Source organism: Ponticoccus sp. (in: a-proteobacteria), assembly GCF_048381735.1.
In genome coordinates, this window is record NZ_JBLXGL010000002.1 from 124630 (window position 1) to 146557 (window position 21928).

Sequence of the window (21928 nt, forward strand, 5' to 3'; positions counted from 1 at the left end):
GGATGGATGGCCGCCCGTCAGGTCTTGCGTGTCATTCCGGCGGCGCGGTCCAGCGCCGTCACCGCGACGGGCAAACGCCGCCGCCAGTTGGGGTGTTCCGCGATGGTGCCGGGCAGGTTCTGCGCCTCGAGACAGCCGAAGGCATCGTCCAGCTGCACCGCCACCAGCGCCGCGCCCGACTGCGCCAGCTGCCCGTGCAGGTGATCGACGATCCGGGCGGGCGCCGCGTCGGGCGGCAGGTGGCACATGGCCCGCAGAACATGGCGCTGGCGGGCGCGGATGTCGTGGCGGGCCTGCGCCTCGGCCTCCGAGATCCAGCCCATCCGCCGCCACCACGCGATGTCCTGCCCGTACCAGAAGCCGGTGATGGTCGGCGTGTCATGCGTCCCGAAACAGGCCAGCGAAAAATCGCGCAGCCGGTCCACGGGGCGCAGGGTGCCATCGTCAAAGGTCTCGTATTGCCAGACCGCGTAGCTGTAGAGGCCGGCCTCGTTCAGCCTCTCGCGAAAGCCCTCGGGCACCAGTCCCAGATCCTCGCCCACCACGACGCAGCCCGCCCGCCGCGCCTCGATGGCGATCACGGCGAGGAAGGCCTCGAGCGGCTGGCTGACGTAGCCGCCGGGGCTGCCGTCGTCGGGCTGCCAGAAGCTGCGGGTCAGGCCAAGCACGTGGTCGATGCGCAGGATGCCCGCGTGCCGCATCAGCTTGCGCAGCATGGCGCGCAGCGGCGCGTAGCGCGCGGCCTTCAGGCGGGCGGGCGCGTGGGCGGCGAGGTCCCAGCTTTGGCCCTCGGGGTTCAGCATGTCGGGCGGCGCGCCGATGGTCACGCCCTTGGCGATGGTCTCGGCGTTCATCCAGACCTCGGCGCCGCCGGGGCGCGAGCCGACGGCAAGGTCGAGGTAGAGCCCATAGTCCATCCCCGCCGCCTTCGCCGCCCCCTGCGCCGCATCCAGCTGCACCTCGGCCCGCCATTGCAGCCACTGGTGGAAGCTGGTGTCGCCCGCCGCCTGCGTCGCTTCGGCGCCCGGGGTCCGCAACGCCTGAGGCCACTGGCGGAAGTCGTCGCCGTGCTCTGCGCTGATCGCCTCGAACTTGGCGAAATCGACCAGCGCCCTGTCTGCCCCGGCCCGGTAGCGGTCGAACCCCGCGTCACCGTCTGACGCCATGAAGGCCCGGAACTCGTCCTGCAAAGCGGCGCGATGGCGCTTGCGGAAGGCGGCGTAATCGACCAGCGGCGCCTCGGGCGTCGGCCCCAGCCCCGCCGCGACGGCGATGTGATCGGTGCTGAAAAAACCGCGATGCGTGGGCGAATAGGGGCTGGTGATCTCTTCGGTCGCCCAGCCCAGCGCGTGCACGGGGTTCAGGCCGAGGAAATCCGCCCCGGTCCGGGCCAGCGCCGTCACCCCGCGGCCAAGATCGCGATAGCTGCCAAGGCCGCCGTTGTCTTCGGACCGCAGGCCGTAGAGCGCGCCGCAATAGCCCCAGCCGGGGCCATCGGCCACTTCGGTGGTCAACGGCGCATGGGCGGGACGGCAGAGGATGAAACACGCGGCCCCGCCCGCCTGCAGGGTGTAATAGCCCATCTCGAGCCCGGGCAGGTCGATCGTGTCATCGGCGCGGCCCCGCGCCACCTCTGTGCCCGCCTCGTCGGTCAGGCTGAACTCCGACGGTGCGGCCAGCGGCACCGACAGGGGCACGCCCGCGCGGGCGATCACCTCGGCGGGAAGGGCGGCGGCGGCCCGCGCCTGCGTCTCCTTCAGGGCGGCGACCACGGCGGCGTCGGTCCCGGCGTCGACGCCCATCGCGCCCAGCAGCGCGCGCAGCGTCGGCGGGCTGGCATCCTTGCGCTTGCCCTGCAGGTCATAGAACCCGGCGTGAACGCCATATTCCTGCGCAAGGGCGCGCAGCGCCGCGTCGCCGCCGGTCATGGGGTCTCTCCCGCGCAGACGAAGACACAAAGCGAATGGGGCGCCACCTCGACCTGCGTGCCTTCGACCGAAACGCTGGCCTGCGCGTCGCGCGCGGTGTCGAGTTCGTGCCGCCAGAGGCCCTTGCCCTGTTTCGGCAGCGTGAGGACCGCCGCATCGGGCGTGTTGTTGAAGGCAAGGTAGACCTCGTCCGCCAGCGCATTGCCCGTGGCGCTTTCGCCAGAGCCGCGCAGGTGCAGGCAGAGGCAGCCCAACGCCGGGTCCGACCAGTCGGCGGGCCGGTGGGCAAAGTCGCGCCATTCCACGTCGCGCAGCCCGTCCGCCGTGCGCTCCGCCCCGTGCAGGAAGGTCGTCTGCCGCAGCACCGGGTGGGCGCGGCGCAGGGCAGCGCAGGCGGCGGTGAAACCGATCAGGTCTTCGTCCATCGCGGCCCAGTCGATCCATGTGGTCGGGTTGTCCTGACAATAGGCGTTGTTGTTGCCGTCCTGCGTGTTGCCGCCCTCGTCCCCGCTGAGGATCATCGGCACCCCCTGCGAGACGAAGACCGTCGCCAGAAGGTTGCGCACCCGCTGTTGCCGCGCGGCGAGGATGGCGGGATCGTCGGTCCGCCCCTCCACCCCGAAATTCTCGGAGTAATTGGCGTGGTGGCCGTCGCGGTTGCCCTCGCCGTTGGCGTGGTTGTGGCGATCCTCGTAGGCGGCGCAATCGGCCAGCGTGTACCCGTCGTGCGAGGCGGCGTAATTGACCGAGGACCACGCCCGCCGCCCGCGCTTGTCGAACAGTTCCGCCGTGCCCAGCAGCGCCGAGCCCAGATCCTGCGCCGCATGACGGTCACGCCGCCAGAAGCGGCGCACGGTGTCGCGATACTTGTCGTTCCACTCGGCGAACTCGGGCGGGAACTGGCCAAGCTGGTAGCCGCCCGGCCCGATGTCCCAGGGCTCTGCGATCAGCTTCACCCCCGCCAGCACCGGGTCCTGCCTCAGCGCGTCGAGGAACCCGCCATGCCGGTCGAAGCCATGCGCCTCGCGCGCGACGGCGGTGGCAAGGTCGAAGCGGAAGCCGTCCACGCCCATGGCCTGCGCCCAGAACCGCAGGCTGTCCATGACCAGCCGCAGCACCTGCGGGTGCGCGGTGTTCAGCGTGTTCCCCGTCCCGGTGTCGTTGGCGTAATAGCGCGGCTCTCCGGCGGCGAGGCGGTAGTAGCTGGCGTTGTCCAGCCCCCGGAAGGACAGGGTCGGGCCAAGGTGGTCGCCCTCGGCGGAGTGGTTGAAGACCACGTCCAGCAGCACCTCGATCCCCGCCGCGTGGAAGCGGTCCACCATGCGGCGAAAGCCCGCCACGCCCTCGGGGCCGAAATAGCGCGGCTCGGGCGCGAAGAAGCCCACGGTGTTGTAGCCCCAGTAGTTGACAAGGCTGCGCGACAGAAGCGCGTCCTCGGACTTCAGCGCGTGGACGGGCAGCAGTTCCACCGCCGTCACGCCCAGCCGGGTCAGGTGATCCAGCATCGCGTCCGAGGCCATGCCGTCATAGGTGCCGCGCATCGCCTTCGGGATATCGGGGTGGCGCATGGTGGCCCCCTTGACGTGGGCCTCGTAGATCAGCGTCTCGGCCCAGTCGCGGCCCAGCCGGGTGGCGTCCATGGGAAAGGTCTCGGGGTCCGAGATCACCGACTTCGGCAGGTAGGGCGCACTGTCCTGCCCGTCGAAGGACATATCGGCCCCGGCATTGCCGACCTTGTAGCCGTAAAGCGCGCGGTGACGGATGAAGCCGCCCGCCATTTCGCGTGTGTAGGGGTCCAGCAGCAGCTTGTTCGGGTTGAAGCGATGCCCCCGGTCCGGCGTATAGGGCCCGTCGACGCGGTAGCCGTAAAGCGCCCCCGGCGCCAGCCCCGGCAGGTAGCCGTGCCATGTATCGCCGCTGCGTTCGGGCAGGGGGACACGCGCCGTCTCTGTCTCGCCGTCCGGGGTAAACAGGCAGAGGTCCACCCGCGAGGCATGCGCCGAGAAGACGGCGAAATTCGTGCCCTCTCCGTCGAAATGCGCGCCCATGCGGTGGGGCGTGCCGGGCCGGACCTCGGGGTTGACGCGGGTCTGCATGGTCATGCCTGCAGGGCCGCGTAGAGGTCGGCATAGGCGCGTGCCGAAGTCTCCCACCCGACGGGCTGGCGCATGGCGGCGCGCATCATCCCCTGCCAGAGCCTGCGGTCGGCATAGGCCGCGCAGGTGCGGCTGATCCCGGCCTCGATCCCCTGCCGGCTGACGGTGTCCAGCACGAAGCCCGTGGCCACGCCCACCGCCAGAGCCGCCGCGTTGGCGTCGATCACCGTATCGGCAAGGCCCCCGGTGCGCGCCACCACCGGCAGGGTGCCGTAGCGCAGCCCGTACAGCTGGGTCAGGCCGCAGGGTTCGAACCGCGAGGGGATCAGGATGGCGTCCGCCCCGCCCTGCAGAAGGTGCGAAAACGCCTCGTCATAGCCGATCTGCACCCCGACGCGGCCCGGGAACTGCCGGGCGGCACGGGTATAGGCCTCTTCCAGCGCGGGCTCGCCCGAGCCCAGCAGCGCCAGCTGCGCGCCCTCGGCCACCAGATGCGGGATCGCCTCGGCCAGCGTGTCGAGGCCCTTTTGTCCGGTCAGGCGGCTGATGACGCAGAAAAGCGGCCCCTCGCCCGGCTCCAGCCCCAGACGCGCGGCGATCGCGGCGCGGTTCTCGGCCTTACGGACCAGCGTCTTGGCGTCGAAGGTCCGGGCCAGCGCCGCGTCCGTTGCCGGATCCCACACGCCGGTGTCGATGCCGTTGAGGATGCCGGTCAGATCGGCGGCGCGGGCCTGCAACACGCCCTCCAGCCCCATGCCGAATTCGGGCGTCAGGATCTCGCGCGCGTAGGTGGGGCTGACGGTGGTCACCGCATCGGCATAGACCAGCCCGGCCTTCAGGAAGGACAGGTCGCCGTAGTATTCCAGACCCTCGGGATGGAACCAGTCGTCGCGCAGCCCAAGCTCGCCCAGCACCTGCGGGCCAAAGCGGCCCTGAAAGGCGATATTGTGGATCGTCAGCACCGACTTCGGCCCGGCGCGGCCCGCCTGCTTCAGGTACACCGGCACCAGCCCTGCCTGCCAGTCATGGGCGTGCAGCACCTCGGGCTTCCAGCCCGGCAGCCCGTCGAAGCAGATGCGCGCCGCCGCCTGCGCCAGCGCGCCGAAACGCAGGTGGTTGTCGGCCCAGTCGCGCCCGTCGGGGCCGGTGTAGGGATTGCCCGCGCGGTCATAAAGCTGCGGCGCATCCAGCAGCAGCAGCACCAGCCCCTGCGCCTGAACCTGCACCAGCCGCCCCGGCCCGCCGGGAAGGTCGTCGAACCGCGCGACCTCTTCGCCCTGCGGCAGCAGCGGGAACAGCGCCGGATAGGCGGGCAGCATGACCCGCGCGTCCAGGCCCAGGGGCGCCAGCGCCCCGGGCAGGGCGCCCACCACGTCCGCAAGCCCCCCCGTCTTGACGAAAGGCGCGCATTCCGAGGTGACCATCAGGACGTTCATGCCGCGTTATCCCAGCTTGTCGATCATGCTTTGCGTGATCAGGCATATGCCGTTTTCGGTCCGGCGGAAACGCTTTGCATCCAGCGCTGGATCTTCGCCGACGATCAGCCCCGGCGGGATCTTCACGCCCCGGTCGATGATGGCGTTCTTGATGTAGGCGCGCCGCCCGACCTCGGCATGGGGCAGCGCCACGACCCCCTCCATCTGGGAAAAGGAATGCGTGCGCACCCCGGTGAACAGCAGGCAGCGATAGAGCGACGAGCCCGACACGATGCAGCCGCCCGAGACCATCGAGGACACCGCCTGCCCGCGTCGACCTTCCTCGTTGTGGATGAACTTCGCCGGTGCCGTCAGTTCCGAATAGGTCCAGATCGGCCAGTCGGTGGCGTAGATGTCCAGCTTGGGCTCGAAGTCGGTCAGGTCGATGTTGGCCTTCCAGTAGGCGTCGATGGTGCCGACGTCGCGCCAGTAGGGCTCTTTCTCCAGACCGGTCATCACGCAGGAGCGCCCGAAGGGATGCGCATAGGCGCCGCCCTCGGCCACGATGGCGGGAATGATGTTCTTGCCGAAGTCATGCTCGGACTCCGGGTCCTCTGCATCCGCTTCGAGCAGGCCGTAGAGATACTCCGCCTCGAAGACGTAGATCCCCATGCTGGCCAAGGACCGCGTGTCGTCGCCCGGCATGGTCGGCGGATCGGCGGGTTTTTCGACGAATTCCAGGATCTTGTCGGTCGCGTCCACGCCCATCACGCCAAAGCCGGTGGCCTCTTCCTTCGGCACCTCGATGCAACCCACCGTGACCTTGGCCCCGGTCGAGACATGCTGCTCGATCATGAAGGAATAGTCCTGCTTGTAGATGTGATCGCCCGCGAGGATCAGGATGTATTTCGGCCCGTAGCCGCGAATGATCGACAGGTTCTGCGTCACAGCGTCCGCCGTACCCTTGTACCAGTTGGTCTCGTCGATCATCTGGCTGGCGGGCAGGATATCCAGCCCCTCGTTGCGCTCGGCCCGGAAGAAGGACCAGCCGCGTTGCAGGTGGCGGATCAGGCTGTGGGCCTTGTACTGCGTCGCGACGCCGATCCGGCGGATGCCGGAGTTCACCGCGTTCGACAGGGCAAAGTCGATGATCCGCGTCTTTCCGCCGAAATAGACCGCCGGTTTCGCGCGCACATCCGTCATCTCTTTCAGGCGGCTGCCGCGCCCGCCCGCAAGGACATAGGCCATGGTCTGCTGCGCCAGGCTGAATCTGTCGTGTTGCATTCATTCCTCCCCTTATCCCTGTTCCGCCCTCACCCCTGCGACAGCTCGAAAAAGACCGTGGCAAGCGGGGGCACGGTAATCTCCAGCGAGTGGTCGCAGCCATGCGCAGGCACCGGGTCGGATGCCCGCCCGCCGCCGTTGCCCTGATTGCTGCCGCCATATGCTTCGGCATCGGTGTTCAGCCTCTCGACCCAGTAGCCGGGACGCGGCACGCCGATCCTGTAGCCGGTCCGTGTCACCGGCGTGAAATTCGCGATGACCAGCACCGGGGCGCTGCCCGTCGTCCCCTCGCGCAGCCAGACAAAGATCGAATCGCTGGCATTGCCGCCGTCGATCCAGCGGAAGCCCTCGGGCCTGCTGTCCCTTTCATACAGCGCGGGCGTGGCGCGGTAGAGCGCGTTCAGGTCGCGGACGAGGCGTTGCATGCCCCTGTGGCTGCCATACTCCAGCAGGTGCCAGTCGAGGCTGCTTTCGTGGTTCCACTCGCGCGGCTGGGCGAATTCCCCGCCCATGAAGAGCAGCTTCTTGCCCGGGTGCCCCCACATAAAGCCGAAATAGGCGCGCAGGTTGGCAAAGCGCTGCCAGTCGTCGCCCGGCATCCGCCCCAGCAGGCTGCCCTTGCCATGCACCACCTCGTCATGGCTGAGCGGCAGGACGAAGTTCTCGGAAAAGGCGTAGTGCAGCCCGAAGGTCATCTTGTCGTGGTGGTATTTGCGGTTGATCGGGTCCTCGGCCATGTAGCGCAGGGTGTCGTTCATCCACCCCATGTTCCACTTGAAGCCGAAGCCCAGCCCGCCGTGATCCGTGGGCGCAGAGACACCCGGAAAGGCGGTGCTTTCCTCGGCGATGGTCATGATGTCGGGACAGGCCGCATAGACCTGTTCGTTCATCTGCCGCAGGAAACCGATCGCCTCTAAGTTCTCGCGCCCGCCGTGTTCGTTGGGCACCCACTCGCCCTCTTTCCGCGAGTAGTCGCGGTAGAGCATCGAGGCCACGGCATCCACCCGCAACCCGTCGATATGGAACTCCTCGGCCCAGAACTTGGCGTTGGAAATCAGGAAGTTGCGCACTTCGGTCCGGCCGTAGTTGTAGACCAGCGTGTTCCAGTCCGGGTGGTAGCCCTCTTTCGGGTCGGCGTGTTCGTAAAGCGCGGTGCCGTCGAACTGGGCAAGGCCGTGGGCATCGGTCGGGAAATGCCCCGGCACCCAGTCGATGATCACCCCCAGCCCCGCCGCATGGGCCGCGTCCACCATGGCGCGAAAGTCCTCGGGCGTGCCAAAGCGCGAGGTCGGCGCAAACAAGCCCACCGGCTGATAGCCCCACGAGCCGCCGAAGGGATACTCCGAGATCGGCGTCAGCTCGATATGGGTAAAGCCCATCCCGGCGGCGTAGCCCACCAGCTGCTCGGCATGTTCGCGGTAGGTCAGCGGGCGGTTGCCGTCCTCGGGCACCCGCCGCCAGCTTTCGAGATGGACCTCGTAGACAGAGATCGGCTTGTCGATGCGATGCGCGTCGGCGCGCCGCCCCATCCAGTCGCCGTCCTGCCAGTCGTGGCCCGCCAGCCCGCGCACCACCGATGCGGTCGCGGGCGGCAGTTCGGCGCCAAAGCCCACCGGGTCGGCCTTCAGCGGCAGGACCTCGCCCGAGGCACCGAGCAGTTCGTATTTGTAGACCGTGCCTTCGCCCAGATCCGGAAGGAAGGTCTCGTGCACGCCGGTCTGGCCGCGCCGCCGCATGACGTGCCGCCGCCCGTCCCAGCCGTTGAAATCCCCCACGACCGAGACCCGCCGCGCATTCGGCGCCCAGACGGCGAAATGCACGCCGCTGACGCCTTCGTGTGTGCGCATATGGGCACCCAAGGCGTCCCAGAGGCGGCCATGGGTGCCCTCGCCCAGCAGATATTCGTCGACCTCGCCCAGCACGGGGCCATAGCCGTAGGGGTCGCGCTCTTCCCATGTGTCCGCACCCCGGGTGAAGCGCAGCCGGTAGGGGAACGGGGTCTTGCGGCGCGGGATCACTCCGGCGAACAGGCCCTCGGACAGCGGCTCCAGCACCGCCACCTGCTTGCCCTTGGCGTCCAGCACCTCTGCCCCTTCGGCGCCGGGGCGAAAGACGCGGGCGACCAGCCTGCCGTCGGGCAGGCCATGCAACCCCAGAACCGCGAAAGGGTCGCCATGGCGGCCCGACGTGATCTCGTCGGCGGTTCCGGGGTCGATGAGTGTCATCCGGTCTTCTCCAGTGTCGTGGCATCCGCCGGGCCGACATCCCAGATGTCGCGGGCGTAGCCCTGTATCGTGCGGTCGGACGAGAACCAGCCCATGCCCGCGGTGTTGGCCAGCGCCATGGCGGCCCATGCGTCGCGATGGCCAAAGGCCTCATCCGCGCGGCGCTGGGTGTCATAGTAATTGTCGAAGTCCTGCGAGACGCAGAAATAATCGTGATCCCAGAGGTTTCCGACAAAACCGTGGTAGCGCGACGTGTCCCCGGGCGAGAACCGTCCCTCGGCGATCTGCTGCAGCACGCGCTGCATCCGGGGGCTTTGCTCGATGGTGGCGCGGGCGAAACCGGGCCGCTTGCGCGCCTCCATGATCTCTTGCGCGGTCAGGCCGAAGAGAAAGAAGTTCTCGGCCCCCACATGCTCGCGGATCTCGACATTGGCACCGTCCAGCGTGCCAATGGTCAGCGCCCCGTTGAGCGCGAACTTCATGTTGCCGGTGCCCGAGGCCTCTTTGCCCGCCGTGGAGATCTGTTCCGACAGGTCGGCAGCGGGGATCAGCATCTCTGCCATGGTGACGTTGTAGTTGGGCGGATAAACGATCTGCAGCAGGTCCTTGGTCGCCGGATCGCTGTTGATGACGGTGGCGACATCGTTGATCAGGTGGATGATCTCTTTCGCGACGTGATAGCCGGGCGCCGCCTTGCCGCCGAAGATCTTGACGCGCGGCTGCCAGCCCGCGCCGGGGTTGGCCCTCATCTCGTTCCACAGCGCGATGGTTTCGAGGATGTTCATGTGCTGGCGCTTGTATTCGTGGATGCGCTTGATCTGCACGTCGAACATGGCATCGGGGTCGATGCTCTGCCCCAGCGTCTGCCGCACCCAGTTCGACAGCCGTTCCTTGTTGTAGCGCTTGGCGGCCATGAAGTCCGACAGGAAGGCCGCGTCGCCGGTCTTGTCCTTCAGCGCCTTCAACTGCTCCAGATCCGCGACCCAGCCGTCGCCGATGGCGCCCGTGATCAGGCCCGACAGCGCCGGGTTGCAAGTGTGCAGCCAGCGGCGCGGGGTGATGCCGTTCGTCTGGTTGATGATCCGCGTCGGGTGGATGCGGTGCAGGTCGGAAAACAGCGTCTGCTTGACCAGATCGGTGTGCAGCGCCGAGACGCCGTTGACCTTGTGCGCCATGATGAAGGCCAGTTCGCCCATCTGCACGTTGCCGTGGTCAAGGATGCGCGGGCTGCCCGCGAATTCCGCCTGATGGCTCGCCTCGATCTCTCGGATGATCTCCAGATGCCGGGGCAGGACGCGACCGAACAGCCATTCGGGCCAGCGCTCCAGCGCCTCGGGCAGAAGCGTGTGGTTGGTATAGCCAAGGCAGCGGCGGGCGAGGTCGATGGCCTCTCCCATGCCCAGCCCGTGCACGTCGACCAGCAGGCGCACCAGTTCCGGCCCGGCGATGGCGGGGTGGGTGTCGTTCAGCTGGATCGCGGCGGCCTCGTCCAGCCTGCGAATGTCGTCATGGGTGACGAGAAAGCGCCGGATCAGGTCCTGGATCGAGGCGGCGGTGAAGAAATACTCCTGCTTCAGCCGCAGCTCCTTGCCGGTCTCGGTGGTGTCGTCGGGGTAGAGCACGCGGCAGATGGTGCGGGCCAGCGCCTCTGACCGGGAAGCGGACAGGTAGTCGCCCCGGTTGAAGCTGGCGAGGTCGAAGACCTTGACCGGCTGCGCCGACCACAGCCGCAGCGTATTGCCCCAGCGCCCCCGCCAGCCGATCACCGGCGTGTCATGGGCGGTGGCAAAGACTGTCTCATGCGGGTGCCAGTGGGCGCGGCCGTCGTGGTGTTCGACGTGGCCGCCGAAGGTGATGGAATACTGCACCTCGGGGCGCTCGAACTCCCAGGCGTGTTTCTGGCTCAACCATGTTTCGGGCTTCTCGATCTGCTGGCCGTCGACGAAATCCTGCTCGAAGAGCCCGTGCTCGTAGCGGATGCCGTAGCCCATCGCCGGGATGCCCAGCGTCGCGAGGCTGTCCATGAAGCAGGCGGCCAGCCGCCCCAGCCCGCCGTTGCCAAGCGCGGCGTCGGGCTCGTCCCGGACCAGCGTGTCGAAGTCCTGCCCAAGCTCGGCCAGCGCAGCGCGCGCCTCTTCGGTGGCGCCGAGGTTGGCGGCCATGTCCTCGACCAGACGCCCGATCAGGAATTCCATCGACAGGTAGTAGACCCGCTTCGCCCTGCGGGCGTAGGTGGTCTGGGTCGAGGGAATCCAGTGATCGACGGCCCGGTCGCGCAGCGCGTGGGACAGCGCCATGCGCCAGTCGTATACGGAAGAGTGGCTGGCGTCCTTGCCAAGACCATAGCGAAGATGGGCGAGGATGGCATCTTTCATGACAGGCGTCCCGTGGCTTGCGATTCCCCCCACATCAGCACCGGGGCACGGACCGCACAAGCCCGCCCCGCACACCCGGCAACGCCAACATGGCCATGTTGCGCATTTGGCAAGCCTGCACGGGGGCCTGCCCCTGCATCCCCCGAGGATCTGCCCGGAGAAGCAGCAGGATGGAAAAGGCCCGCGCCCCGACAGGGAAGGCGGGCCTGCGGGTCACGCCGCCTTGGGCGTCAGTTGCTGTTCCTCGACCGGGGGCGGTTCCTGCGCGCCGGTCATGATCGCCACGGCATCCGACATGGTGATCTTCTTCGGGTCGACCACCGCGTGGCGCTTGCCCAGCCGGTGGATGTGCACGCGGTCCGCCACCTCGAAGACATGCGGCATGTTGTGGCTGATCAGGATGATCGGGATGCCCTTGGCGCGCACGTCCTGGATCAGCTCCAGCACGCGGCGGCTTTCCTTGACCCCCAGCGCGGCGGTCGGCTCGTCCATGATGATGAACTTCTTGGCAAAGGCCGCGGCACGGGCCACGGCGACGCCCTGCCGCTGCCCGCCCGAAAGCGTCTCGACCGCCTGATTGATCGACTGCACCGTCATCAGACCCAGTTCGGTCAGCTTGTCGCGGGCGAATTTCTCCATCGCCTTCTTGTCGAGCTGGCGGAAGACCGTGCCCATGATGCCGGGTTTGCGCAGCTCTCGGCCCGCGAACATGTTGTCCGCGATGGACAGCGCGGGCGACAGCGCCAGTTGCTGGTAGACGATCTCGATCCCCATCTCGCGGGCCTGCAACGGCGAGGAGAAATGCACCGGCTTGCCCTCGATCCGGATCTCGCCCTCGTCGGGCTGGACGGCGCCGCAGATCGCCTTGACGATCGACGACTTGCCGGCCCCGTTGTCGCCGATCACCGCCAGCACCTCGCCGGGGTAGAGATCGAAGTCCGAGTGGTCGATGGCGGTGACATGGCCGTATCGCTTGACGATGCCACGGCCCTGAACGACGGGTTGAACGCTCATGCCGATGCCTTTCTGATCCAAAGCGGCTGTGCCGCGGTCCACTGGAGGCCGGGCGCGATCCCGACGGGCGGCCGAGATGCGGGCCGGGTCATGCGGAGGCCTTCCGGATCCACTGGTCCACCGCGACGGCGGCGATGATCAGCACCCCGATCAGCAGGTAGGTCCACTGCGCATCCGCCCCCAGAAGGCGCAGGCCCAGCGTGAAGACCCCCACGATCAGCGCCCCGAAGAGCGATCCCAGCACGGCGCCGCGCCCGCCGAACAGAGAAATCCCCCCGATCACCACGGCGGTGATGCTTTCGATATTGGCCAGCTGGCCCGAGGTCGGCGACACCGACCCGATCCGCCCCACAAGGGCCCATCCGGCAAAGGCGCAGATCAGCCCCGAGGCCATGTAGACGGAAATCAGCACTTTGTCGGTCTCGATCCCCGACAGCTCTGCCGCCTCCTTGTCGTCGCCGATGGCGTAGACGTGGCGGCCCCAGGCGGTCTGTTTCAGCACGTAGGCAAGGAAGAGAAACAGCACGACCATGAAGATGGCGCCATAGGTCAGCCGCGCGCCGCCGATGGCGATCACCGTGCCGAAGAACTGGAACAGCGGCGCCTCGGCCTCGATCTCCTGCGCGCGGATCGTCTCGTTCGCGGAATAAAGGAAGTTGGTCGCCAGCACGATCTGCCACATGCCCAGCGTCACGATGAAGGGCGGCAGCTTGACCTTGGCCACGAGGACGCCGTTGATGAAGCCCATCAGCGTCCCGCAGGCCAGCCCGCAGAGCACCGCGACAGAGGGCGGCAGCCCGTAGCGGAAGGTGAACTGCCCCATCACGACAGAGGACAGCACCATGATCGCGCCCACCGACAGGTCGATGCCCGCGGTCAGGATCACCAGCGACTGCGCCGCCGCGACGATGCCGACGATCTGCACCTGTTGCAGGATCAGCGTCAGCGCGAAGGGAGAGAAGAATTTCGACCCCAGCAGCAGGCCGAAGGTGACGATCGACAGGACGAGAACGATCAGCGGCACCAGCGCGGGGTTCGTGTGCAGCGCGTGCTGGACGGAATAGAGCAGCCCCTTGCGCCTTTCGAACTCGGCCACGCCGGAGGTGGCGCCGGACAACGACGATTCGTAGTCCTGCCCCTTCGAGGCAGTCTCTGACATGGGTTCCTCCCCCCTGTGTCTGGGTCCGTCTTGATGCACGATCCCGGTTCAGCCTAACGCAGGGGAACCGGTCGCGTCCACGGCGAAGGGGCGGGCCCGCCGCCCCCTCGCGCCTGTCAGTGCGCGATCAGCCCCAGCAGAGGTCGGTGCCCTCGGCGACAGAGATCGACTCGACGCCCTCGACGGGCTGGTCGGTGACCAGGGCCACGCCGGTGTCGAAGAAGTCCTTGCCCTCGGTCGGTTCCGGCTTGGTGCCGTCCTCGGCCCATTTGGCAATCGCCTCGATGCCCAGCGAGGCCATCTTCAGCGGGTACTGCTGCGAGGTCGCGCCGATCACGCCGTCAGCGACGTTCTGGATGCCGGGGCAGCCGCCGTCGACCGAAACGATCAGAACGTCGTTCTCACGCCCGATGGCCTTCAGCGCCTCGTAGGCACCGGCGGCGGCGGGCTCGTTGATGGTATAGACGACGTTGATCATCGGGTCGGAGGCCAGCAGGCTTTCCATGGCGCGGCGGCCACCCTCTTCGTTGCCCTGCGTGACGTCGTTGCCGACGATGCGCGGGTCTTCCTCGTCGCCCCACTTGTTGGGGTCCATGACGTCGATGCCGAAGCCGGTCAGGAAGCCCTGATCGCGCAGCACGCCCACGGTGGGCTGCGACACCGCAAGGTCCAGCATGCCGATCTTTGCGTCGGCGGCGGCATCGCCCAGCTTGGCGGCGGCCCATTTGCCGATCAGCTCACCGGCAAGGAAGTTGTCGGTGGCAAAGGTCGCATCGGCGGCGTCGATGGGGTTCAGCGGCGTGTCGAGCGCGATCACCACAAGGCCCGCCTCGCGCGCCTGCTGCACGGCAGGCACGATGCTCGAGGTGTCGGAGGCGGCGATCAGGATGCCCTTGGCGCCATCCGCAATGCAGGTCTCGATGGCCTGAACCTGCGTTTCGTGGTCGCCGTCGACCTTGCCCGCGAAGGACTTCAGGTCGATGCCCAGCTCTTCGGCCTTGGCGGTCGCGCCTTCCTTCATCTTGACGAAGAAGGGGTTGGTGTCGGTCTTGGTGATCAGGCAGGCACCGACCGAGTGGCTGGCAGCCTGCGCGCCCGACGCCAGCGCCGCGGCGGTCAGGGCGATTGCCGTACCGGCAAGGAATGTCTTCATCGTATCCTCCCAAAAAACATAAGCTCTGCGGCCTGTGACATGACGCCACGGATTCCTCCCGCTATAATCAGGAAACAGATTCGCCCGCTTTCTGTCAATATTAAATAAATCAATCACATTTATTATTGACACTGCGCCTGTCTTGCTGACAGCCTTCTTTGCGTTTCAATCCTGTGGAAAAGCCCGATACCGCCATGCAAAGCCCTGATAAAAAGACCAAATCAGAGGCACAGACCGCGGCCACCCTTTTTGCCCGCGGGTCGAACCAATCCGGAGTGCGCGCGCACAACGAGCGGCTTGTGCTGACGCTGATCCGGCAGGTCGGGGCCCTGCCCAAGGCAGAGATCGCCCGGATGACCGGACTGTCGGCGCAGACGGTGTCGGTGATCATGCGCGCGCTCGAGGCCGAGGGCCTGCTGAAAAAGGGCGAGCCGCTGCGCGGAAAGGTCGGCCAGCCCTCGGTGCCCATGAGCCTTGTCGCCGAGGGCGCCTATTTCCTTGGCCTCAAGGTCGGGCGGCGCAGCCTTGAACTTGTGCTGACCGATTTTCGCGGCACGGTCGTCGGGCGGCAGGCGCAGGCGCATCGCTTCCCCTCGCCCGATGCGGTGGTGCGCTTCGCGACCGGGGCGATGGAAACGCTGCTGGCGGACCTGCCGCAGGACCGGCGCACGCGGGTCGCGGGTCTGGGGATCGCGATCCCCTTCCGCCTGCACGACTGGCCGGACCTGCTTGCGCTGGAGCCGGGCGCCATGGACGCCTGGCGCGACCGCGACATTGCCGCCGAGATCGCCGCGCAGTGCAGCTTTCCCGTCTTCCTGCGCAACGATGCCTCTGCCGCCTGCGGGGCCGAACTGGTCTTCGGGGATCAGAACAGGCCGCGCGATTTCCTGTATTTCTTCATGGGCTTCTTCGTCGGCGGCGGGCTGGTTCTGGACAATACGCTGTACACAGGGCGGACCGGGAACGCCGCCGCGCTGGGGTCGATCCCCATCGGGATCGAGGGCACGACGGTCCGGCAACTGGTCGATGTGGCCTCGCTGGTTTCTCTGGAAAAGGCGCTGAAGGAGGCCGGCCATCCCTCCGAGGCGATCTGGGCCGGCTGCACCGACTGGGATATCCCCAAGCCGGTCCTTGACGCATGGCTGAGGCAGGCGGCAGAGGGGCTGGCCTATGCCATCTTCTCCTCGGCCTGCCTGATCGACTTCGAAAGCGCGATGATCGACGGCTGGATGCCAGGGCCGGTGCGCGCCCGGCTGGTGGACTACACAGCCGAGCAGCTGTCCCGGATCAGCATCGCCGGGATCGACATACCCGAGGTGCGCGCCGGCACCATCGGCCCGGACGCCCGCGCCCTTGGCGCCGCAAGCCTGCCGCTCTCGGAACGCTTCCTCGTGGATCGCAACGCCTTTCTGAAAGGCTGAGCGCGCCGGGGGCCTTTGGATATCGCCCCGCCTGCTGCCCGGGCGCGGCAAGACACCATCCCGCACCGCCGGACGCAGAGGTCTCAGCCCTGCCCCTGCACCCTCCGACCCTTTCGAACAACCCGCACCGCCAGAAGCAGCCCCCGAACCTCTCGGGCACCCCATTCCGCAGCGCGTCGCCGCCAAGGCCCCGGCGTCCCGCCTCAGCCCCAGGTCGCAAGGGCTGCCGCAAGCTCTGGATGGTCCTGCGCCTGCGCCGCCAAAGAGCGCCCCGCCGCCGCCGCATCCCAGGCCTGCCGGATCGCGCGCACGCCGCCCGCCGCGCCGCCGGGGTGCCCGTGGATGCCGCCGCCGCCAAGGTACATCAGGTCAAGCGTGCCGCCGGTGCGGTTGTAGGTATCCACCGCCTGCCCGCCCCACTGGCCGGAACAGACCACCGGCAGCGCGCAATCCTCGGGCGCGAAGATCGGCGTCGTCACCGCCTCGAAGCTGCGCAGAAAGCTCTCGTCCGGCTCCCAGTACTTGGCCCGGATGCCGTTGATCTGGAACTGGTCGACCCCCAGCAGGCGCCAGATCTTCTGGTAGGCGCGGAACTCCATCCCCATGGCGGGATGCCGCGTCAGCACGTCCCAACCGTTGCGATGCGCGTGCAGGCACAGCCGCGAGCGCCGGCGCAGGTAGGTCATGCCGCCGAAGCCAATGGCGTTGATGTTCACCACCGCCGCGTTGCCGCCGTGCTCCAGCACCAGGTCGTGGTTCGCCATCATCTCTTCGGGATCGGCGGAAGAGATGCCCCAGGCGTACATCACCCGCTTGCCGGTCTTCTGCTCGTGGTCGCGGATCACCGGCATGATCGCCTTCAGCCGGTCCTCCAGCAGCGAGTAGCCGGGGCTCATCAGCTTTTCGTCGTCCTTGATGAAATCGACACCGGCCTCGCAGAGCTCTTTTACCACCGCCGCCGTTTCCCCGGGCAGCAGCCCCAGCGACGGCTTGATGATAGAGGCGATCATGACGCCCTCGTCCACGCCCATCAGGCGGCGCGAGCCCGCGACGCCGAACTGCGGACCGGGGTGGCAGGACCATTCGTCCGGCAGGTCGATGTCCATCACCCGGGCGCCGGTCAGCCCGCGCACCGACCATGCGCCATGCACGCAGATCGTCATCAGCGCCGCCACATCGGTGCCCACGGCCTCCAGCGGGAAGGAAATCTTGACGTCGGCGCGGTGGAACGGGCCGGGCCGGTCGTCCGGCAGGCCCGACCGCTCTGCATCCGCCAGCATGGTCACCTGCTCGACCCGGGCGGCGCAGCGCGCGCGCACCGCATCGGTCTCGCCGGGCAGCGCCGTGAAGGTGCCGGTCGACTGGTCCGAGGCGACCTTGACCGCCAGGGCCTCGATGTCGCCGGGCGTTTCCAGCCGGTAGGTGACGGTGATCCTGCTCTCGGTCATGGCAACCCCTCCGAACGCCGCGTTCACGGATCAGTAATACTCATCATACCTGTTGGCAACCACCGCCGCATGAGGCATGGTCGCGCTGCCATTCAAGGGAGGGTCTCCATGAAAGTCGCGCTGATCGGATGCGGGTTCTTTGCCATCAACCAGCTGCATGGCTGGCAGGATGCCACGGGGGCCGAGGTGGTGGCGGTCTGCGATCGCGACCCCGAGCGGCTGCGCTTGGTGCAGGAGCAGTTCGGCGTGACCCGCACCTATACCGACGCGCGCGCGATGTTCGCCGAGGGCGGCTTTGACACCGTCGACATCGCCACCACGGTCCAGTCGCACCGCCCGCTGGTCGAGCTGGCCGCCCGCCACGGCGTGCACGTGATCTGCCAGAAGCCCTTCGCCCAGACCATGCAGGACGCCCGCGCCATGGTCAGCGCCGTCGAGGCCAGCGGCAAGGTGCTGATGGTGCACGAAAACTTCCGCTGGCAAAGCGCCCTGCGCGCGGCCATCGACGCCCTGCGCGGCGGCGCCATCGGCACGCCCTTCTTTGGCCGCGTGTCCTTCCGGTCGGGCTATGACGTGTTCAGCGGCCAGCCCTACCTGGCAGAGGGCGAACGCTTCATCATCGAGGATCTGGGCATCCATATCCTCGACGTTGCCCGCGCGCTGTTCGGCGACGTGCGCCGCCTGACCGCGACCACAAGGCGCATCAATCCCGGCATCGAAGGCGAGGATGTCGCCACCATGCTGCTGGAACACAAGGACGGCGTGACCTGCGTCGTCGACTGCTCTTATGCCACGAAGCGCGCGCCCGAGACCTTTCCCGAAAGCCTGCTGGAAATCGACGGCACCGGCGGCACCCTGCGGCTCGACGCGGGGTACAGGCTGACGATCCAGACGCCCGGGGGGGCCGAGACGCGCGATGTCAGCCCGCCGGTTCTGCCCTGGGCCGCGCGGCCCTGGCACAACATCCAGGAAAGCGTGGCGCTGATCCAGCAGCACTTCGTCGACAGCCTCGCGGCGGGCAGGCAGCCCGAAACCTCGGGCGCCGACAACGTGTTGACGCTGGCGCTGGTCGAGGCGGCCTATCTGTCCGCGGCCGAACACCGCACCGTCGAACTGTCGGAAATCTGACGGCTTTCGCGCCCCGAAGCCTTGCGCCATCATGCGCGAAACGAAGGAGAGGCCATGACAAGCGAACCCGAGAAGATTACCCGGCGCAAGCTGTCGGACGAGGTGCTCGACCGCCTGCGCAAGATGATCATCGCGGGAGAGTTGCGGCCCGGCGACACCATGCCGTCGGAACGGGCGCTGATGGCGCGCTTCGGTGTCGGGCGTCCCGCCGTGCGCGAGGCCCTGCAGACGCTGCACAACAGCGGGCTGATCACCATCAGCCACGGTGAACGGTCCCGGGTGAACGAGATCGACGCCGAAACGGTCTTCACCCAGTCCGACGACATCATCCGGCTGGTGCTGGCCATGGAACCCGCCAACGTCGACCACCTGCGCGAGGCGCGGCGGATGTTCGAGCTGGGCATGGTCCGGCTGGCCGCCGAGCGGCGCACCGAGGACGACCTCTTCGACCTCGAGGACACCATCGTACGGCAGCGCGCCTACCTGTCGCAGGACATGCAGCACTTCATCGCCGCCGACATGGCCTTCCATTCCAAGATTGCGCAGATCGCGGGCAATCCGATCATCCACGCGGTGTCTCGCGCCATGGTCGGCTGGCTGTTCGCCTTCCATCAGGGGATGCTGCACTGGTCCGGCAACGAAGAGGTCACGCTGGCCGAACACCAGCGCATCCTGGACCGCCTGCGCGCGCGGGATGCCGAGGGCGCCGTGGCCGAGATGGCCACGCATCTCGACCGCTCCAGCGAGGCCTTTTCCCTGCACCGCGAGGGCGAGGGCGGAAAGGCCTGAAGCGGCGCCCCCGTTCCCTTCGGCCATGCCGGGACGGCGGCCGCGATCCAGACGCCACCGGCCCGGCACCCCGGAACCGCCCCCGCACCACCTGCGCCGTCACCCGGTCCGGCGGCAGGCCCCGCAGCGGGCCGCAATCGCCGGGACGGGCGGGATCAGCCGCGCGGGCCGCCGCCGTCGCGGATCCAGCCAAAGAAGTCCTCGCTGCCCATCTGCCCGCCCTTCAGCGCGATCTGCAACCCGTCGTGGATGCCGCCGCCATGGCCGACACAAAGCGGCGCGGCGGGGATCGTCGGCGCCAGCGCCTGAAGCGCCTCGATACCCAGCGCGCGCATCCCGTGCCCCGAGGTATCGCCGCCCGAGATCACCGCGCGGCGCAGCCCGGTTTCCCGCAAGATGCCGTCCAGGATGCGCCCCAGCGCCTTGCCGATCATCTCGTTGGCCTCGGGGCCGCTCATGGTTCCGCTTGTCAGCGCCGCGCGCACGGCGGCAACCGCCGGGTCGTCCGGGCCGGTGGCGGAACAGACCAGCGGGCTGGCCCGCGACGCGGCGCCCGCCTCGATGGCCCTGGCGATCTCGCTGTCCAGTTGCGCCGGGTCGCGGATGACGCTGGCCGCGTCGAAGCGGATCACCTCGAACCCGTTCGCCGCCGCCCAGCCGATCTGCCGCGCGGTCGAGGGCGAGACAGAGCCGGACACGACGGCGATGCGCTCGACCCGCCCCGCGCCGGTCAGGGGCTGTGGCGGCGGGATCAGCCCGGCCTTCTGCCAATGCCGGACCAGCGCGTATTCCACGCCCTGCGATCCCGCGACAAAGCCCATCTCTGCGCGGTTCTCCCACAGCAGGCGCCCGGCGGCCTGCTCTGTCACCGGGTCCATCGAGTCGATGGACACCATGCGCGCCCCCGCCTGCAACGCATGATCCAGCGCCGCCTGCGGATCGGACCAGAGCGCCTCCAGATCCACCAGCGCCGAGGGCAGGTCGGTCTGCGCGGCGAGATGCTTCAGCAGGTCCGATTCATGCATCGGGGTGACCGGGTGGCGCGCCATGACCGGGTGACGGTCCAGCCGGAAGACTCCCTCGAAGGTGCCCGCGAAGAGATGCCCGAAAGCCTGATAGCGCCGGTTCTGCGGCGCGCCGGTCAGCACCGGGGCGGCGCGGCTGCCGGTCACCTCCAGCCCGATCTCGATGGCCTTGCCGATATTCCCCGATGTCGGCGCGGAATCGAAGGTCGAACAGACCTTGTAGTGCAAGAGCGGCGCGCCCAGCCCCTTCAGAAAGGTGAAGGGCCCCGGCAGGTTGGCCGCCATCCACTCTGGCCCCTCGGTCCGCGCGGTCGAGGCGATGCCCACCGCCTGCGCGCCTGCGAAGCGCGCCATCAGGGCGGGCGACGGGATGTCGGAAAACAGCACCGTGTCGATCCCGGCAAAGGCCAGCACCTCCATCACCGAGGTCGACCCGGTAAAGTCGTCCCCGAACCAGCTCAGCAGTCGCGCCACAGTCACCCCCGAATTCCTTGTTGACAGGTTAATCGCCCGCACATTATCTGATCATACCAGTTATTCAAGCCCGGTTAACGAGCCGTTGACCCGTGGGCTGTCCCGGGATGGAGGAAACATCATGACGAAACTTGCCCTGCTCGGCGCCGGCGGCAAGATGGGCGTGCGCCTGTCTCTGAACCTTGCCAAGACGGATTTCGAGGTTTCCCATGTCGAGGTCTCCGAGGCCGGTCGCACGCGGCTGAAGGATGCGGTGGGCGTGGACTGCGTCGACCAGCAAGAGGCGCTGGACGGTGCCGAGGTGGTGGTGCTGGCGGTGCCGGATACGCTGATCGGCAAGGTCGCCTCGGGCATTGTGCCGGTGCTGAAGCCGGGCACCATGGTCGTGATCCTCGACGCCGCCGCGCCCTATGCGGGCCACCTGCCGGAGCGCGCGGACATCACCTATTTCGTGACCCACCCCTGCCACCCGGCGATCTACCACAACGAGCCGACCGAGGCCGCGCGCCTCGACCGCTTCGGCGGCGTGGCCCATCCGCAGGGCGTCGTGAACGCGCTGATGCAGGGCCCCGAGGAGCACTACGCCCTGGGCGACCGGGTGGCCAAGGCGATCTACGCACCCGTCCGCCAGACCTACCGCGTCACGGTCGAGCAACTGGCCTATCTTGAACCCGGCCTGTCGGAAACCGTCTGCGCCTCGCTTCTGGTGGTGATGAAACAGGCCATGGACGAATGCGTGAAGCAGGGCATTTCCGAGGAATGCGCCAAGGACTTCCTGCTGGGCCACATGAACATCCTCGGCGCGGTGATCTTCGGCGTGCAGGAAGGCCAGTTCTCGGACGCCTGCAACAAGGCCATCGAATTCGGCATCCCCGCGCTGATGAAGGACGACTGGAAGCGCGTCTTCGATCAGCAGGAGATCATGGATTCGATCAAGCGGATCACCTGACTGCGTCAGCCCCCTGACGGCAGACTTCCGCGTTCTCAGAGTCCC

General features: G+C 67.8%; 15 protein-coding genes. 4 read left to right on the forward strand and 11 right to left on the reverse strand.

The window, feature by feature from the left end; genetic code table 11:
• Positions 1-17 precede the first annotated feature (17 nt).
• The 9 genes from malQ to ACN5KJ_RS04985 form a co-directional block, all read right to left on the reverse strand.
• On the reverse strand, positions 18-1928 hold the full coding sequence (malQ, locus tag ACN5KJ_RS04945; protein WP_418592350.1) for a 4-alpha-glucanotransferase: 1911 nt from the start codon (positions 1926-1928) through the stop codon (positions 18-20).
• Positions 1925-4024 carry a glycogen debranching protein GlgX gene (gene glgX / locus ACN5KJ_RS04950; protein WP_418592352.1) on the reverse strand — a complete coding sequence of 700 codons (2100 nt, stop codon included), beginning with the start codon at positions 4022-4024 and terminating at the stop codon, positions 1925-1927. Before glgX ends, malQ begins: the two co-directional genes overlap by 4 nt.
• Positions 4025-4026: 2 nt before the next feature.
• Positions 4027-5460 (reverse strand): glycogen synthase GlgA, encoded by a 1434-nt coding sequence (gene glgA / locus ACN5KJ_RS04955; RefSeq protein ID WP_418592354.1) that lies wholly within the window; start codon positions 5458-5460, stop codon positions 4027-4029.
• A 6-nt stretch (positions 5461-5466) separates the two neighbouring features.
• On the reverse strand, positions 5467-6723 hold the full coding sequence (gene glgC / locus ACN5KJ_RS04960; RefSeq protein ID WP_418592355.1) for a glucose-1-phosphate adenylyltransferase: 1257 nt from the start codon (positions 6721-6723) through the stop codon (positions 5467-5469).
• Between the two features lie 29 nt (positions 6724-6752).
• Positions 6753-8948: a 1,4-alpha-glucan branching protein GlgB gene (gene glgB / locus ACN5KJ_RS04965; RefSeq protein WP_418592357.1), complete on the reverse strand. Its 2196-nt coding sequence runs from the start codon at positions 8946-8948 to the stop codon at positions 6753-6755.
• Positions 8945-11323, reverse strand: a complete 2379-nt coding sequence (locus ACN5KJ_RS04970; RefSeq protein WP_418592358.1) for a glycogen/starch/alpha-glucan phosphorylase — start codon at positions 11321-11323, stop codon at positions 8945-8947. The genes glgB and ACN5KJ_RS04970 overlap by 4 nt, the downstream gene beginning before the upstream one ends.
• 213 nt (positions 11324-11536) lie before the next feature.
• Positions 11537-12337, reverse strand: a complete 801-nt coding sequence (locus ACN5KJ_RS04975) for an ATP-binding cassette domain-containing protein (protein WP_418592360.1) — start codon at positions 12335-12337, stop codon at positions 11537-11539.
• 88 nt (positions 12338-12425) lie between these two features.
• On the reverse strand, positions 12426-13496 hold the full coding sequence (locus ACN5KJ_RS04980; RefSeq protein WP_347166172.1) for an ABC transporter permease: 1071 nt from the start codon (positions 13494-13496) through the stop codon (positions 12426-12428).
• A gap of 127 nt (positions 13497-13623) precedes the next feature.
• Positions 13624-14649 carry a sugar ABC transporter substrate-binding protein gene (locus tag ACN5KJ_RS04985; protein ID WP_418592362.1) on the reverse strand — a complete coding sequence of 342 codons (1026 nt, stop codon included), beginning with the start codon at positions 14647-14649 and terminating at the stop codon, positions 13624-13626.
• Positions 14650-14924: 275 nt separating this feature from the next.
• On the opposite strand from ACN5KJ_RS04985, the gene ACN5KJ_RS04990 reads away from it, so the two are divergent.
• Positions 14925-16070: an ROK family transcriptional regulator gene (locus ACN5KJ_RS04990; protein ID WP_418592364.1), complete on the forward strand. Its 1146-nt coding sequence runs from the start codon at positions 14925-14927 to the stop codon at positions 16068-16070.
• Between the two features lie 203 nt (positions 16071-16273).
• Here ACN5KJ_RS04990 and oiaX read toward each other — a convergent pair whose 3' ends face one another.
• Positions 16274-17518 carry a 3-oxo-isoapionate-4-phosphate decarboxylase OiaX gene (gene oiaX / locus ACN5KJ_RS04995; protein ID WP_418592366.1) on the reverse strand — a complete coding sequence of 415 codons (1245 nt, stop codon included), beginning with the start codon at positions 17516-17518 and terminating at the stop codon, positions 16274-16276.
• 108 nt (positions 17519-17626) lie between these two features.
• Here oiaX and ACN5KJ_RS05000 point away from each other — a divergent pair, with 108 nt between their 5' ends.
• Entirely contained in the window at positions 17627-18646 is a 1020-nt protein-coding gene (locus tag ACN5KJ_RS05000) for a Gfo/Idh/MocA family protein (RefSeq protein ID WP_418592368.1), read from the forward strand.
• A gap of 54 nt (positions 18647-18700) precedes the next feature.
• Complete coding sequence (nanR, locus tag ACN5KJ_RS05005) at positions 18701-19435, forward strand: transcriptional regulator NanR (protein ID WP_347166178.1); 735 nt, start codon at positions 18701-18703, stop codon at positions 19433-19435.
• Between the two features lie 155 nt (positions 19436-19590).
• Here the strand turns inward: nanR and ACN5KJ_RS05010 are convergent, their stop codons facing one another.
• The gene (locus ACN5KJ_RS05010; protein WP_418592370.1) at positions 19591-20940 is read right to left on the reverse strand and encodes a four-carbon acid sugar kinase family protein; all 1350 of its coding nucleotides are present in this window, start codon (positions 20938-20940) and stop codon (positions 19591-19593) included.
• 115 nt (positions 20941-21055) lie between these two features.
• Between ACN5KJ_RS05010 and ACN5KJ_RS05015 the strand changes: the two genes are divergently transcribed.
• A complete protein-coding gene (locus tag ACN5KJ_RS05015; protein ID WP_418592372.1) occupies positions 21056-21883 on the forward strand; it encodes a phosphogluconate dehydrogenase C-terminal domain-containing protein in 828 nt (275 codons plus the stop codon).
• Positions 21884-21928 lie beyond the last annotated feature (45 nt).